At 38.1% G+C, this 15,673-nt stretch carries 13 protein-coding genes and 1 pseudogene; 9 read left to right on the top strand and 5 right to left on the bottom strand.

Translation table 11 applies throughout. The features are described from left to right. Window positions 1-765: 765 nt before the first annotated feature. The 5 genes and pseudogenes from DEF30_RS11410 (at window position 766) to DEF30_RS12140 (ending at window position 5,705) form a co-directional block, all read left to right on the top strand. Window positions 766-1,527, top strand: coding sequence for a DUF1883 domain-containing protein (locus tag DEF30_RS11410; RefSeq protein WP_294099429.1), 762 nt, complete (start codon window positions 766-768; stop codon window positions 1,525-1,527). Between the two features lie 273 nt (window positions 1,528-1,800). Beyond that, window positions 1,801-2,148 (top strand): annotated as a pseudogene (locus tag DEF30_RS11405) (hypothetical protein). Between the two features lie 144 nt (window positions 2,149-2,292). Next, a complete protein-coding gene (locus tag DEF30_RS11400) occupies window positions 2,293-4,899 on the top strand; it encodes a P-loop NTPase fold protein (RefSeq protein WP_294099426.1) in 2,607 nt (868 codons plus the stop codon). Window positions 4,900-5,223: 324 nt separating this feature from the next. Next, window positions 5,224-5,469: a type II toxin-antitoxin system prevent-host-death family antitoxin gene (locus tag DEF30_RS11395; RefSeq protein WP_294099423.1), complete on the top strand. Its 246-nt coding sequence runs from the start codon at window positions 5,224-5,226 to the stop codon at window positions 5,467-5,469. Further along, window positions 5,463-5,705 carry a type II toxin-antitoxin system RelE/ParE family toxin gene (locus DEF30_RS12140; RefSeq protein ID WP_366409643.1) on the top strand — a complete coding sequence of 81 codons (243 nt, stop codon included), beginning with the start codon at window positions 5,463-5,465 and terminating at the stop codon, window positions 5,703-5,705. Before DEF30_RS11395 ends, DEF30_RS12140 begins: the two co-directional genes overlap by 7 nt. A 216-nt stretch (window positions 5,706-5,921) precedes the next feature. Here DEF30_RS12140 and DEF30_RS11390 read toward each other — a convergent pair whose 3' ends face one another. Then, on the bottom strand, window positions 5,922-6,509 hold the full coding sequence (locus tag DEF30_RS11390; protein WP_294099421.1) for a hypothetical protein: 588 nt from the start codon (window positions 6,507-6,509) through the stop codon (window positions 5,922-5,924). Between the two features lie 408 nt (window positions 6,510-6,917). Then, on the bottom strand, window positions 6,918-8,666 hold the full coding sequence (locus tag DEF30_RS11385; RefSeq protein ID WP_294099420.1) for an FAD-dependent oxidoreductase: 1,749 nt from the start codon (window positions 8,664-8,666) through the stop codon (window positions 6,918-6,920). Between the two features lie 253 nt (window positions 8,667-8,919). Here DEF30_RS11385 and DEF30_RS11380 point away from each other — a divergent pair, with 253 nt between their 5' ends. Beyond that, window positions 8,920-9,516 carry a TetR/AcrR family transcriptional regulator gene (locus tag DEF30_RS11380; RefSeq protein WP_294099417.1) on the top strand — a complete coding sequence of 199 codons (597 nt, stop codon included), beginning with the start codon at window positions 8,920-8,922 and terminating at the stop codon, window positions 9,514-9,516. Here the strand turns inward: DEF30_RS11380 and DEF30_RS11375 are convergent. Further along, window positions 9,482-10,897 carry an exonuclease domain-containing protein gene (locus DEF30_RS11375; RefSeq protein WP_294099415.1) on the bottom strand — a complete coding sequence of 472 codons (1,416 nt, stop codon included), beginning with the start codon at window positions 10,895-10,897 and terminating at the stop codon, window positions 9,482-9,484. The two genes, DEF30_RS11380 and DEF30_RS11375, sit on opposite strands and share 35 nt — an antisense overlap. Window positions 10,898-11,286: 389 nt before the next feature. Here DEF30_RS11375 and DEF30_RS11370 point away from each other — a divergent pair, with 389 nt between their 5' ends. From DEF30_RS11370 to DEF30_RS11360, 3 genes are read left to right on the top strand one after another with little or no spacing between them, the layout of a single operon-like run. Beyond that, window positions 11,287-11,778 (top strand): sigma-70 family RNA polymerase sigma factor, encoded by a 492-nt coding sequence (locus tag DEF30_RS11370; RefSeq protein ID WP_294099413.1) that lies wholly within the window; start codon window positions 11,287-11,289, stop codon window positions 11,776-11,778. Continuing rightward, the gene (locus DEF30_RS11365; RefSeq protein WP_294099411.1) at window positions 11,762-12,067 is read left to right on the top strand and encodes a hypothetical protein; all 306 of its coding nucleotides are present in this window, start codon (window positions 11,762-11,764) and stop codon (window positions 12,065-12,067) included. Before DEF30_RS11370 ends, DEF30_RS11365 begins: the two co-directional genes overlap by 17 nt. Window positions 12,068-12,094: 27 nt before the next feature. After that, entirely contained in the window at window positions 12,095-12,991 is an 897-nt protein-coding gene (locus DEF30_RS11360; RefSeq protein ID WP_294099409.1) for a zinc ribbon domain-containing protein, read from the top strand. Between the two features lie 111 nt (window positions 12,992-13,102). Here DEF30_RS11360 and DEF30_RS11355 read toward each other — a convergent pair whose 3' ends face one another. Further along, entirely contained in the window at window positions 13,103-14,728 is a 1,626-nt protein-coding gene (locus DEF30_RS11355) for a GGDEF domain-containing protein (protein WP_294099406.1), read from the bottom strand. A 510-nt stretch (window positions 14,729-15,238) separates the two neighbouring features. Continuing rightward, window positions 15,239-15,586, bottom strand: coding sequence for a 2-dehydro-3-deoxyphosphogluconate aldolase (locus DEF30_RS11350; RefSeq protein WP_294099403.1), 348 nt, complete (start codon window positions 15,584-15,586; stop codon window positions 15,239-15,241). Window positions 15,587-15,673 lie beyond the last annotated feature (87 nt).

Genomic DNA, 15,673 nt, shown 5'->3' with positions numbered 1-15,673 from the left:
GACAACTATATTGACAAATAGCGTTCCACACTATTTTTGTAACGTAAAAGAGGACTACCTCCTTCACGTAATCCTCCATTTTCTATGATGTTATCCACAAGGGTTTTATTGAATTTGACGACTACATTCTCTAGTCTTTTAGCATTTCCAACCTTGATTTCCTCTATTAGGAGATGAAGAAGAGTCTTGATTTCCTCATTGGAAGTAGTTGCCTCTATTAGTTCTCCAAACTCCGATAGTGTTGTTTTGACAAGGTCAAAGGGTACTTCTGGAATGTTTACAGTGAGGTATTTCTCTTTCTCTAAATTATTCTATCCGAGTAATACAATATATTTGGACCAATCTCGCATTTTTCTATAACGCACACATATTCTATTCTATTTAAAATCTTTTGTTGTCTTCGAAAAACGAACCCATTTTTATCGTCGCATTCTTACAATTTCAATAGTTAACTTTAATTAAATGATTTATAAATATTGCAGTATATTTATTATTAAATACCTATTTATCGTATAATTGGATATAATAGTATTATTAAAGATCTTTTTTAGTGTCAATCAACTTACTGAATCCACATTTTCAATGCTGTAAACATACATACTACACATTAAAAACCTAGCACGGAAAATAATAAAAATTAAGCAATTAATTACAGTAGTTTGAAATAGATCAATCGATTGGTTAAGTATTAAGTTAATTGATAATATGAAAAGTTAGTACACATTGTGAGTTACTAAAATGAGTTATGTGAGGAGGAGTAATCAAATGCAATATCAATATTACGATTTAGGTAATGTTTCTTCTGGTACCATTGTTGAAGTATCTTTAGGATATGCCGCAAATGTGCGTATTATGGATAGTTCAAATTATTCGAACTTTAAAGCCGGAAAAAGACATAGATTTATTGGAGGATATGTTACACGATCCCCATATAAAGCCACCATAACTCAAAGTGGACGTTGGTATGTAATTGTAGATTTGGGTGGATATGCAGGAAAAGTTAAATCTAGTGTACAAGTATTGCCAGGAAAATTACCAGCGGCAAAACAAAAACCATTATCATCCGTACCGTCACTAAATCTTGGCATAGAAGATAGTTTCAAAACTGACACAAAGCGGGATTATGATGTTTTTATTTCTCATGCTTCAGAAGATAAGGATGCTATTGTGAGACCATTAGCTAATGCATTAAGAGATAATGGGCTTAGTGTCTGGTATGATGAATTTGAACTGAAGATTGGAGATAGTCTTCGCCGAAAAATAGATATTGGTTTAGCAAAAAGTAACTTTGGAATTGTAGTAATCACTCGATCATTTATAAGAAAAGGTTGGACAAATTATGAACTAGATGGACTAATAACAAGATCTGTTTCTGGTGAACAAGTATTGCTTCCAATTTGGCATGATATTACAAAACAAGAAGTTATAGACTATAGTCCTTCCTTGGCAGATAAAGTAGCACGTAATACAGCAATTAATACTGTTGATGAAATTGCTCTAGAAATAACTGAATTGATTCGACAGTAAGTCGCTAACATCTGATGCTTTATTTGCTTAGATCATATTAACCTGTGATGGTTATCTATGACTTATCATTTCTTATCCCAAAAGACTGGTATACATCTAAAATTTGGACTTAGAAATATTCATAGTTATTCCTATGTATTTGTGAATGTATTTGTGAATATAAGTTTAATTTATTAATATCGTAACTACATTTTAAAACTTCTAAAACAGTGAAATTTTGACTATTAAATGCTATCAGTACTACTAAGTTTTCTATATTGTCCTCTATAGGGACTGACAAAGGACAAGAGCATTCTTTTATCTATCAATAAGGCTATGCGCTCTAGTATACAGCTGAGAAGCAAGAAGGAACTAATTGAGCACTTCATAGATACAGTCAACGCTGCTACAGATGTGGATGAAGACTGGCGTAGGTTTGTTGCTGAGTAGAAAGAAACCGATCTTAATCAGCTCATCACAGAAGAGAAACTCAAGCAGGAAGAGACAAAAAAATTAATGGATAATTCGTTTAGAGATGGACTTTTAAAGACTATAGGTACCGACATCGACAAGATCATGCCCCCAGTTTCACGTTTTGGTGGTGGAAACAGAACTGCAAAGAAGCAGAGTGTTATTGAATAGCTGATGGACTTCTATGAGAAGAATTTCGGGCTAATTTAGTATTCAATATTACTTACGGCTTAAGTCTTTTGATAAATCTATTAATATGGATAAAGCATTCTTCATTGTTTATGTTGTTTAAGAAAAATTAGGAGATGGTACAATGTGAGAGAAAAAGTTAATAGCCTTAACCCTACAAGTGAATTTAAAAGCACCTACATTTCTAAAATTTATTCAAAGTATGGGATTAACGCAATAATACACTATGTCACATTAATAGTTGGTCTCACTGCATATGTAGACATAAAGAATTACCCATCCATTATCATTAAAAAGCATGGATTCTCACCATCTCTGCTTCTAGTGTCTTTTCTCTTCATACTTCTATTCAATTATCTGTCCCATATTCATATTTTTGAATGGAGAAAAATAAACGCCATTAATATTTATGATTTTGCTTTACAGATTATGTTAATTAGTTCAATTTTCTATATAGCTGTAATCTTAATTTTTGTTATGTCATCATCGTATAAAATCATAATCCTTGTCGCTTTAATAGTTATTAGTATCATTTTGACTTGGATGCGCAGATGCAGTTATCTGGATGCAAAGAAGAAATCTGACTTATATGAACCAAATGTCATTGATTTAAAAAATTTGTTTGAAAATAACGTGAAATACTCTGGTAATATGATTTTATTAGATGAAAGGGATGTAGACTATGACTTGCTTGATCGCAGATCAATAATCAATCATTTGGTCAATACTATCTTAAGCACAAAACCACGAGGTAAGTTTGTTATTAGCTTAGAAGGTAAGTGGGGAAGCGGGAAGACCACTATACTAAAAAACGCAAAAAGGGTAATTAATGAAATAGATCCTAATATAGTGATAATCGATGACTTTGATCCGTGGATTTATGGTTCTGAAGAAAGTATAGTGGACAACTTTTTTAACTCACTATTAAAACGTAATGACTTAAAAATGAACACCGTAGAAATAAAACGTAATATTCGTATTCTTTCAAGTGCAATATCAAAATCTCCGATAGACTCAAGTTTCCTATACTCTTTATTCGTCCAGAATTCAGATGCTGCTAGCAGTAAGAAACTGATTAATGAGTACCTTAAGCATTGTGGTAAAAGAATTGTAATTTTTATTGATAATCTAGATAGAGTCGAGGATGAAAAAGTAATTTTTATTTTCAAGTTAATCGGTACTGTATTAGATTTTGATCGTATAACGTACGTAATTTCATTCGATAATGAAAAAGTAAGAACTGTCTTTAACTTAAATCTAAACATCGATTACGACTATATTAAAAAAATTATTCAAATGCAGATCAATGTTCCAGAGATCAACAGCAATGCGATGAAAACCGTAGTAGAAGTTAGCACTTCGAATTTAATTGATTTGTACGAGAAAGTAGGGGATGAAAAGGCTGAATATGAAAAATTTATCTCTTACATCTCAACACATATTGATGATATTAGAGATTTCAAGAGATTTATAAACTCCATAGCAGTAAAAGCATTGTTAGATAATTCTAATTTATATAAAAGAGATAAAATGATTATCGAATTTATTAAAATGAAACATTATGATCTCTACAAGTATATATATTGTAATCAAAAGTTTTTTGTATCAGAAGATATCTCTTACAATCAGGATTTATGGTTAGAAACTTATTCGAGAGAAAATTTCAACATTGACGGAAAGATATTTTTTGAAGAACTATTTACAAAATTTCCAAATACCAGAGATTTATTAAGCCTATTATTCCCTTATGTTGAAAGATTCAGCAATAATCGAGACTTGAAGCCTGAGCATTATTATATAGACCCTACTAACTATAAAAATATTGCAAGAAACAGAGGCATTGCAAATGCTAAATATTTTGATTTGTACTTTAGTGAAACAGAAAATCAATTTTCAATGCTTGGAGGGCTAACAGATAACTTTATCCAATCGATTAACAAGGATAGTATGAAAATTTCCTCGAATTTTTCTAGGATATTGAACTCAGTTCCTTTTCATACACACAAAGAAATTCTCGAAATAATTCAACTTAATACTAATGGCATAGCTGCTGATTCCGTCCTCGAACTTCTTAAAACATTACTTTGGAATATTTTTAAGATTGATGACTCTTCGTTTTTTTTTGGTTTAAGCGGTCGTGAGCGTTGCTACTATTTGATGTGGGAATTAATACAGAAATTAAGTGATAGCGAGTTTGAAAATTTTATGAAACAAGTGGATGGACAATACGATCAACTTCTAACTATTAACACAATTTCTTATTGGTTTAGTAAAGACAATGAGAACAGAAATATTGAGGGTAGAGAAGAGAAATGGAAAAAACTAGAATCAAAAATGGCCAATAAAATAATTGATTATGATGTTGATTTGTACCTTGATGAATACTATCATTACAAAAGTATCTGGGCATTATATAGAAACTTGAGTCATGATAAAGATTTATTCAAATCATACATTTCTAGACATGTACGAAGAGATACCATTTTCAGAATGTTATATGATACATTGTCTCACAGTATGAGTGGTACACATAGATATTATTTCGAATCCTCTAAAATTGATGCAATGTTTGATGAAGAGTATTTAAGAAAATACATGATAACTGTTATAGCTGAAACTGATGACGAAGAGATTATACTAGAATTGTATTCTCTATACTTGGATAAGCCACATAGTAGATTCGGCGATGATATAAGCAAAGAATTTAGCGACGAAAAAAAATTTATTTTGTAACATGTGAAAATATGAATCCCACAAAAAAAGACCAGCCAATTTGTAGCGTTATTTTAGTCGCTTAAAAGGCTCATCTTTTTTACGCCGATGGATATGGTACGGTGAACTGTACCATAAATAACGGTGTCTGTTCACTCATAACACTTCGGCGAACAGAGTAGAATGTAAGTAAGATTCTATCCGCTCTATTCATCCATCAAACATTCTACCAACATTAATTATTATGCCATGTCACTCTAAGATTCACAAAGCTGTAAAATCTACATTGTATTTTACAGCATTTATTTATACAATATACAATATAAACATAAGGAGTTGATAAAAATGTCAAATATAAGGCCAGTTTCTGACTTGAGAAATTATAATGACATGTTGAACGCCTATAGAGAAGATGCTCCTGTTTATCTGACAAAAAAAGGACGCGGCAAATATGTCCTAATGGATATTGAAGATAATGAAAAAGTAAAAGCTACCTTGAAGCTAATGGCACATATTGAAGAAGGCGAAAAATCCTCCAGAGAGGATGGGTGGATGTCAATGGAAGATATTGAGTCAACCTTCGGATTATAACAGCGTATCCCATTCAGTTTTCACCTGTGGCAAAAGAAGATTTAATGAAAATCAAAGTCTATTTCGAACAAGAATTTAATGTAGAATTGGCTGCTGAAAAGATAAATGAGATGTTTAAAAGCATCAAACAATTTGAACAGTTTCCATTCATGGGTAGACCACTGATTAACGTCATAGATATACCCACAGATTATATGTATTTTGTCCTAGAGAAAAATTATGTGTTCTATCGTTAGAAAAAGAAACAGTGAAGATCATCCGCATCATAGATACAAGACAGAATTTTATCAACATTCTATTTGGCAATGGATAAAAACCACTAAAATTAATGATCTTATCAAATAAAGCCTGAAATCCAACGTTCACAATGGATTTCAGGCTTTTTAAGTATAAACTCCCTGGACTTCAAGTCACATACATAGGCAAAAGGGCATCTATCCTAGTGAAGCAAGTTATTCTTCATACATCGATTTATATCTTGGTCTTTGGTATTCCACTTCTTCATCAATGTATTTTTCATAATCCTTGTATGCTTGTGATGACACTATTTCTTCTTCACTTGTAGCATCTAACTTGACCGCTCCTGTTGCAGCCGCCTGTACAATTGAGCCATCATCATTTCCTGCAGCAACTAGAATATAATACTGATCTTCTTCAAGCATTACATCCCCTTCGAGCAGAGTCAGCATATTACTTGAGGATGATATTCCGCCAATCTTACTGAATTCTATAGGTGTATTTTTCTTTATTTTCCCTTTTAAATTATCAAGAACTGTAATAGAGTATGTAGTCATCGGAATACCCGGGTCAAGGTCTTCAGCGCTGCTATCCACGTTTCTGATTTCTTCATCAACGCGTGCAACAAATACATAATCTCCAAACCCCACTACTTCCTTAGGATCTTCAATATTTATAACATTCATGCCGCTTATGTATTGAACTGGCACCTCTTTTTGGGGGTTCACTAGAAACTGAGTTGCAAACAATGAAATACATACGATTATTATACCGATCACTATTTTTGTGTTTTTGGTCATCATTACCACCCTTCCTTTTATAGAAATTGAAAAAGCTATTAGTTTCAGCTGCGGCTTCATCCGGGTCCTTGGATGTAATCTTGACGCAATGACCTATCAGAATGATAATATAATGCCCCATTACATCAATACTTTTTTTATATAGCTTAAATATAACACAGTTTTCTATATAACGCAATATTTGACAAACCTTAATAAATATACTAATTGACAAACTATATGAGGAGTTTCTCAATTAAGATATGATAGTATCTTGCTAAACACCTAAAAAGAAGATGCTCCTCTTTATCTGACAAAAAAAGACGCGGTAACCTCCCAGATGATCACTTTATTTTTTCTCTCCAATGATCCAGTATTACTGAACTGTCAAAAGAGGAGCATCCTAGCGATACTCCTCTTTCATCTACATTCTTATTTCAAATTTTCCGCTGCGTGACGTCCAGCCTCACGACCAAAGGTCAGGAAACACATGATGGCAGTCCCTGATCCGGGATATTCTTTGTAAAGAACACGACCGGAAGCAGTTTCTCCTGCTGCATAGAGTCCCTCTATGATGGCTCCATCTTCGCTGTACACTCTTCCCTGCAGATCCGTGTCGATCCCGCCAAAAGTACCAGAACTGCTCATTCCCATGTAGAGCGCGTAGTACTTCTCACCTTCCACTGCTTTCATAAAGGAAGCATCCTTGTTAAAGTCCTCATCCTTCCCCTTCTCAGCAAGTTCATTGTATCTTGAGACCGTCTCGGCGAGGTTCTTCGCCTTGATCAGTTCCCCAAGAGCTTCCACAGAATCCGCCTCAAAAGCAACCCCCATTTCCATGGCCTTTCCAATGCGGTCATCATACTCTGTGGTAATGGCATACATCTCATTGATGCCAAGGTCCATCAGGACTCTTGTTCTTGTGAAATGAAAAATCGATTCATCCATGAAACGCTCTCCATCAGGATTCACAAAAAGACCTTTGAACTCTTCTCCATATCCATAGTATGTGCCGCCATTGACTGTCAGATTGATGCCCGCTTCTCTCATGAGAAGTCTTGCACCAACCGCCTGTGCCATGGTAATCCCATCTCCTGAGTTTCCAAGGCCGACGTTGCTTGTATACTTCTTCAGGAATGGTATGTAGGTTTTCATCATTTCTTCATTGTGATTGAATCCACCCGTAGCAAGAATGACCGATGAGGCTTTGATGGTGATGTCATCCTTATCCGGATTGGTGGCTTTGATGCCAACTACTTTGTCTCCTTCTTTCAGAAGCTCCACGGCAGGAGTCTCATAAAGGATGGTTCCTCCCGCTGCAAGAAATGCCTTCTCTAAAGGTGTGATCATGCCTGCTCCAGAAAGATTCGCTGTATAATGTCCTCTGGCAGGACTGATGGTGGAGTGAAGCGGCTCAATGTCATCCGCAAACTCTACCCCATGCTCCATGAGCCATTCAAAGTTCTCATTGGACTTTTCAGCCACAAGTCTGACATACTCTTCATCTACCTGATTCTCTCCCACTTCCAGAAGAAAATCTCCAAAAGCTTCCGCACTGTCTTCAATACCGTGTTCTTTCTGAATATCGGTACCAGCAGCTAAGATCTTTCCACCGGATCTTGTGGTGCTGCCGCCTACGATGGGCATTTTCTCTACCAGGATCACTTTCGCCCCCAGCTCCAATGCCTCCATGGCAGCGGATAATCCCGCAATACCTCCGCCCACAACAACTATATCTGTTTCATGGGTGACGGCCTCACCTTCAGTTTCTTTGTTTTCTTCCGCCTTCTTTAGAGCTTTCACATTGGCTCCTGCTGCAATACAGGCATTCTCAATGGCTTCCAGAAGACCTTTGGATGTCACAGTCGCCCCAGCGATGAGATCCGCAGTCAAGCTCTGCTCTTCTATGATTTCTTTTGGGATCTTATCTACAGGTGCTTCAAAGATGCCCAGGGATTCCTTATGATCCAGCACTTCAATCTTTTCTATGCGGTCTTTGCTGAATGTAACCGCAACTTTAATTTCTCCATTGTGTCCTTTTCCAGTTCCTTCAAAGGTTCCTTCTGTAAAGAGACTTTCCACAGATTCTCCTGGCTTTTCCTCTGGTGCATCCTTCTTCGCTCCACAGCCCGCACTCACAAGCATCATCATGGCCAAAAGCAGTACAATTAGTTTTTTCATGGTTTCCTCCTAGTTCGTTATTTCACAAACAAATTGTAATCTATTTCACCATTTTAATCAATATGTTTTAAACACTTTGTTTAAATTATTTCATCATTTATTGACTTAAGGTTCTCTCATCTGGTATTTTATTCAACCTCATACCCCACATTTCTATACACTCCAGTCATGATTTCATCATTTGGAGCTATCCATGAACTATGGGAAATTGTGGTATACTAATACAAAACGACAGATGGATGAAGGAGCGGCTATGAGAGAACTAAACAGTGTGGAAGAAAAGATCTTGGATAGAACCTTATACCTCATTGGAAAAATGGGGTCATTGAACGTTCCCATTCGGGCCATTGCAAAGGAAGCGGGCGTAAATGTGGCTTCGATCAATTATTATTTCCGATCCAAAGAAGAACTAATCAATAAAACTAAAGAATTCTACATTGAGAATGTGGAATCCACCATAAAACCACTTCAAGACGAAACACTCTCAGATTACGAAAAGCTCCATGGTTTCTGTGAAAATGTAATGGACTACTGTATCCGCTTCCCAGGAATCACCATCCTCTCTAAAGAAGCCCGTATCGCTGAAGACCCAGATTCTCTGTTTTTAGAGATCATCCGTGTCACTGACGAAATGAATGAGCAGCTTCGAAGTGTCCTGTTGAGAGCTTATACACTTCGTTCTTCCGAGGTGGAAGTCCCCATGACCATCCTTTATGCAAGTATTGTGCACCCTTTGGAAAGAATTCTGGCAGAGGACAAAAAAGATCATTTTCTCTTGGATGATCAAAAAAGAAAAGCTTATATTGATGTAGTTCTTAAAATGATCGGTGATCTTCCGAAGCATCTGTAATAATCACTGCAACACGCACCCACTGAATCCTTCGTTTCACAATTTCAATCTTACAGCCTTTCTCATTGTACTCCATGGCCTTAAGTACTTTTTGACCATAGGTGCCATGAGAATACGCTTGACATTCAAGAGCTCCTACGAGAAGTATGTCTGTAGATTTTTTCACTGTACTGTCAATGAGACCCCCTCGTACTTTCAGGTACTGAGCAACATCAGGCTTACTCCCATACGCAAAATTACCCGTCAGGCATATATTTTTTCCTTCTACAGAATGGACAAGAACCTTCAGCTCTTCTACTGGATTCAGAATGCTTCGTATTGTCTTTGTTATATACTCTGACTCTTCCTTAGTAATGATGGAATCAGAAAGTGCTTTTTCCAGCATTTCCATAACCTTATCAAAAGGATGATGCCCAGAAAGATAGATATTGTCATAAAGCCATCTTCTCAGATGTTCACTTTCTTCTGCAGATATTTCACCATCAATGATGATTCCCTGCATGATACCATTTAGAATTTGCGTTGCCAATGTCACTGGAGAAGTTGAAACCAGATCCATATACTGCCTCACGGTTCGTTGAAGATCAAATGATTCTGCTACAGTCACCACTCCATCCTCGAGTATTGTATCAATGGTATCAATTATCGAAGCTACTTCCTCACTCACAGTATATTGACAGTACTGATTTCTCCAATTTTTGATGTAGTCTGCCTCTTCAGAAGTTATTCTATTGTCAATGGAGAATCCTCTTACGATTCCATAGAATTCACTGATTGCTTTTCTAAGTACAGGACCAGCGATATACTGCTGAAACTCGTTACTTTCAACTGGATTATACCTTTTAATATGGTCATCGATATTAATCTTATAAGCATTTATCATGGCCTTCAGCAGATCCGCATTGGCACATGCATCATCAAATGCGTCATGTTCAGAGTCAATATCAATATCAAAGTAACTGCAAAGAGTACTTAACTTAAAGTTTTCAACGGCAAAGGAAGGTACATATTGACGAGCCAAGTCTAACGTGCACACATAATAGAGCTCTGGAATATCAATATTGTAGCGTTTCAAATTTCTTACTAGAGCATTGAGATCTGCTCCTGCCACATTATGACCAATTACCACTGTATTCGTAAAGTACTTTTCAATGTGTGGCCAAATTTCTGAAAAAAGTGGTTCATTCTTTACTTTCGATGATGTTATCCCATGAATCCTTATACAGATGTCGTCAAATCCATCTCCGGGATTTAAATAAATATTTCTTTCAGGATAGTAAGGTTCGCTAGATAAGTAATCTTCACAAAGCAATCCCAGCTGACAGATGGACTTGTTCCTTGAGTTTGCATACTCCACATCAAAATAAGTAACTTTTTGCATGATAACCTCCTTCATTTGTAGGTGCATTTCTACGTTTACCGATAAGATTTCAAAGTAATAGAGACCCGTCAAGCAACTTCATCACAGTTATCTTCAATTATTATCAAGACACTTTTTGAACTCAAAGCGATCCGTAAATATACGAATATTCTTACAATCCATTATAATGAATCTTTTGTAATATATCAATCAAACTTCCAAATATCTCTAAGGATAGAAAGTAATCTATACTCTTCTTAAATTATATCCATCGCCAATTTTGTCCTCGTTATTCTAATTCTGATACCCTTTATCTTAGCTACACTGATTAAGAATCTCAAAAATAATTTCACAATTCATGAACCAAACAGTGGTACACTTCGTATATAAGAGTAAAGGGAGGTGCAGAAGTGCTCGAAGCCTATATAGATAAATATGGAAAACGACTCTATGGTCTTTGCAGAACACTCTGCACCAACAAGGACGATGCAGAGGATCTTTATCAGGAAACCTGGCTCAAAGTCCATCGAAAACTTCATCAGTACAATCAGGAACTTGAGTTTCAAGGATGGCTCACAAAGATCTGCGTCAATACTTATAAAGACCAGTACAGAAAAAAGAAAATCAGCCTGCTCTTTGATTACTTCAGCTCACAAGAAGAGAAAGACTTGATTCTAAACAGTGCCCAAGAAGAAAAGAAAGAAGACTTCAGTGACCTCCATGCAGCGGTTCACGGTCTCCCAGACAAACTGAAAATGACAGTCATTTTATTCTACTTCCAGGACCTGAGCCTCACAGAAACCGCAAAGGTGCTGGATATTCCAGAAGGAACCGTAAAATCCCGCCTCAGTAAAGCCAGAGCGCTACTAAAGGAGAAGATGCTTCATGAACTTGAATTTTGATTTTGAGCAGTATACCCCACCAAAAATAACCGAAGAAAAGCTGACGCTCCTTGCCGAGAGACGAAGAGAAGTAAGACAGCTGCTGCTTCTTACAGCCTCCTCTCATCTTCTGTTTATAGCCCTAGGACTCGCAGCTTTTTGGGCCGCCCCCTATTCCATGGCACTCAGTGTGTTATTCCTTTCTGTGCTTGCCCTGTGGCTGGCAGGAACTGGGGTCATTGCCGTGGTCTTCACCAGAAAACAGCTGGAGAAAAGAGAAGCACATACTCTCTTTAATCTCCTGTCATAAGTAACATAGTATGAAAGGAAGATGATTATGTCATTTGTAATAACAGCCAATCTCCTCATAGTCCTTGGACTGTTTTTGGTCCTTCCCATCCTCATCGGTGTCTACGTTTACCGTGACGCTACAAGCCGCGGTATGAACGCTCCTTTATGGACCCTCATCGCGATTCTCTCCCCTGCCCTCATCGGACTCATCATCTATCTCATCGTGCGTTCAGAAGAAAGAGCACTGGAATGTCCCAGCTGCAGAGCATCTGTCAGCGAAAGCTATGCAGTATGCCCTTCCTGTGGCACTCAGCTGAAGGGCAGATGCCAAAGATGCGACTATCCCCTAAATGCTTCCTGGGACCACTGCCCTCAATGTGGAGAAACCGTACCCCAGGAGGCAAAAATGCCGTTATACACTAAAAGAAAAGAGACCGGACTCGGTAAAATCCTCATCGCCGTCATTATCATTCCGATCCTCATGGTCATTCTCCTCTTCATGGGGGTCATGACTTTCAGCGCAAGTACCACCAGTGTAGGCAGCGCATCAGGAATCAGTATTGAAAACTATGAGAATTACCCTGAAGTATACCATTGGCTAAAGACCTCTCAGGAGTCCGAAGACGGTATTTATGTGATGTCTTATAAGAAAGCACCTTCTTCTAAAGATGGCTCCTATTATAATAACTATCTCATACTCTATAACGGAGCCACTGAAGACGCAGATCTCTCCATGGGCTCTGAATCAAAATGGTTCTTTGACGAGTTCTACAAGGTGGAGTTCACGAGTAATGAAGGGTATAACCCAAACTCCTATGTACTCTTTCATACTGAAATTACCACCCAAAAGGATCTGCCACTTAGAGTTTATGTGGATGGAAAGGAAGTGGATTATCATCACGTTGAATCCCAGATTCCTCTTTCCATAGATATGGGCTACTAGACAATAACCATCCATAATACGCCCTCCCGTTAAGTAATCGTAAAGAAGAGCCTGAGAAGCATCCTTTCTATGGATGCCTCTCAGGCTCTTCTTCTGTACGCTTATATTCCCTCAACCCATGACTTCCAGCTGATTTTCCTTGACCTTCCTCTTATTCTCATACATTCGAAGATCCGTTTCGTGGATGAAAGTGCCAAAATCCGTAAATCTGTCTTCCTGATAAACATTGGATCCCACTGCAATGTCCACCCGGTATGGGTGGTTGTTCTCTACCCCATGGATTTCTTCTCTCATACATCGGATGAGATGCGCATAGGTTTCCTCATCCAGATCGTATAATATCGCTGCAAACTCATCTCCTCCCAATCGGAAGCAGTCGCCATAGGGCAGAAGATACTTTTTCATGGCTTTAGCGCATTTTCTTATGGCCGCATCTCCCTCTTTATGACCAAAATGATCGTTGATGTACTTCAGATTATTAATGTCCATCATGGCAAGCCGGAACTGTTTCCCACTGTGCTTTTTTCTCAGCCCATCCACATATTTTTCAAAAGCAGCCCGATTGCCCATGCCAGTAAGGATATCCACATAGGCCATCTTCTTCAGAAACTCTGATTCTCTCTCACTTTGGATGGCTTTATCCACAGACCGGAACGTGAAATAGGAGATCTGCAGGAAGAACAGAAGAATGCCGATTCCTGTGAGTGACCCTGTCATCTCATACCTCCCCAGAAGGAATGTGCTGACTTCAGCAAGCAGAAAAACGGCTGGGATAAAAGAGCTCAGAATCATAGTCCTTGCCTGAAGATTCCCATCCATCCGCCATTCTATGGCCATGAGCACCATGGAACTTACGATCATAAGACTTACAAGCACCACAGTCAGCGCCATACTGGAAATGAAATTAAGAATGCCAAAAACCTGCAGGAGAACATTTCCCACTAAATTCACAAAAAACAGAATTGCCAAGCCCACCATCACCGATTTGTACTTCTGGAGTACAGACTCTTTTAGAAACAGGACATAGGATATGGCGATGAGTGGAATCACCATATAACTGATTCCACCGATGATAAACCGGTTCCCGGTGAAAAGCTGCAGTACTTTAGACTCCCCAAACAGCCAGACAGAAAAAAGCACAGCAAAACCACCCAGATAAATCAGCCGGTTGTCCTCCAGGTTATTGACAAAAGAGGATAGAATGAGCATGAAAATGCCAAGAATGAGAAACAGGATGCTTAGAATAATTTTCATTGCATTGGCTCTTATCACTTGAGAGAGGAGATCAATCCCCTCACCGGCATACACCTCGTTCAGCGTTCCCGAGAACGCTCTGGTAGGAGACACCATTTCCAGGGTGATTTCTTTTCCGCTGCTCCCTTCTGGGAGACTCAAAAAGTGCCAAAGACTGGCATCTGGAGCCGTGAGCCATCCACTGTTGCCCTTGAGGTCTCTAAAAATTTCCACACCATCAATATACACAATGATGTCCTGCATGGAAGACCTTACCCGAAGCATTGCAGAATCAGAGGGTAGTGTTGGCAGAGTTCTTGCCGCTGTATATCTCGTATTTTCTTTCAGATGAAGTTCACGTGGAAAAGAGACATCTTGAAGGGTGATGTCTTCATACTCCACTCTCCATCCCTCATTAAGGTCTATGAGGTTTCTCTTCACAAGCCCATAGTCTTCCGATGGTAAGGTCAGGGCAAGATAAATGATTCCCACCAAAAATGTCATTAGAAAGAAAAAAATGATCCTTCGGTTTCTTCTTGCTTTATTCATGGAAAGCACCTGCCTTTTGCCACTCAGAATGAAACTGCTCAATAATTTCTAAATATTCAAAGTACTGCTGGTTTCATTATAGTGGACACGAGATGCCATGACAATGAAAAAACTTGTGCCTTGATTTGTGTAAGAAGAAACCCTTACATCAAAGCGCGGTAGAACTTTTGAGTTTTCTTTGTCGTGTAGGTTACAAATGAGTTTATAATAAAAAGAATCTGCATCATCATCCCATGACCGGACGATCTGCAGATCCTTTTTTCTAAGAATGATGAGATGCAGCAATTGTTTCAGAAGAAACGTCACCTTCGTTTTCTCTTTGTTACAGCGCGCATGAACTTCATTCGAAGAGATATCAAAAAACAAAATCAAGCTGGATTGTTCTAGCTGGTTTCATCCTGCAGCAGTTTTTCTACAGTTGTATTAGGGTGACGGCCCCGGCAAAACCTTCCTGCTCTCCTCTTGTTATTTGTGCATGATGTGGATGGCAAAACCACCGAATTCGCCGTCCAGATAGATATTTTTCATTTTTCCATCTTCGAAATACGCAGCTGTATCCATATTGAAAGAGAATCCCTTCCCCTTCAGTTCTTCTATGGCTGCATCCAGGTCTGGTGTACGCATGGCGATGTGTCCATTGGCTCCCAGAAAAGGTGCTTTCATGCATTCGAAGTAAGGACCGCCAAACTCAGACTTCTGACCATGGCGAGGTTCAAGATTAAAGATGAAGCTTAAGAGCTTTGCAAGCTTTTCCGCCTCCGCTGCATTGGGAGTATTGATTCCGATATGTTCCAGTTCAAATGTACAGTTCATTTTATTACTCTCCTTCTATCATCCTTTTATGAAGAGAAGAGGCTCACATGAACCCTCTTCTCTTCTGCAGGAAACAACATACGATCA

This window comes from Proteiniclasticum sp. (genome assembly GCF_003514505.1).
Classification (GTDB): Bacteria; Bacillota; Clostridia; order Clostridiales; family Clostridiaceae; genus Proteiniclasticum.
This window is presented reverse-complemented; position numbering and strand designations above follow the sequence as displayed.

Excerpts from the sequence above, each read along its gene's own strand:
- DEF30_RS11375 (WP_294099415.1), bottom strand. The coding sequence starts at position 10,897 with ATGCAAAAAGTTACTTATTTTGATGTGGAGTATGCAAACTCAAGGAAC.
- DEF30_RS11395 (WP_294099423.1), top strand. The coding sequence starts at position 5,224 with ATGTCAAATATAAGGCCAGTTTCTGACTTGAGAAATTATAATGACATG.
- DEF30_RS11380 (WP_294099417.1), top strand. The coding sequence starts at position 8,920 with ATGAGAGAACTAAACAGTGTGGAAGAAAAGATCTTGGATAGAACCTTA.
- DEF30_RS11355 (WP_294099406.1), bottom strand. The coding sequence starts at position 14,728 with ATGACATTTTTGGTGGGAATCATTTATCTTGCCCTGACCTTACCATCG.
- DEF30_RS11385 (WP_294099420.1), bottom strand. The coding sequence starts at position 8,666 with ATGAAAAAACTAATTGTACTGCTTTTGGCCATGATGATGCTTGTGAGT.
- DEF30_RS11360 (WP_294099409.1), top strand. The coding sequence starts at position 12,095 with ATGTCATTTGTAATAACAGCCAATCTCCTCATAGTCCTTGGACTGTTT.
- DEF30_RS11350 (WP_294099403.1), bottom strand. The coding sequence starts at position 15,586 with ATGAACTGTACATTTGAACTGGAACATATCGGAATCAATACTCCCAAT.
- DEF30_RS11410 (WP_294099429.1), top strand. The coding sequence starts at position 766 with ATGCAATATCAATATTACGATTTAGGTAATGTTTCTTCTGGTACCATT.
- DEF30_RS11390 (WP_294099421.1), bottom strand. The coding sequence starts at position 6,509 with ATGATGACCAAAAACACAAAAATAGTGATCGGTATAATAATCGTATGT.
- DEF30_RS11365 (WP_294099411.1), top strand. The coding sequence starts at position 11,762 with ATGAACTTGAATTTTGATTTTGAGCAGTATACCCCACCAAAAATAACC.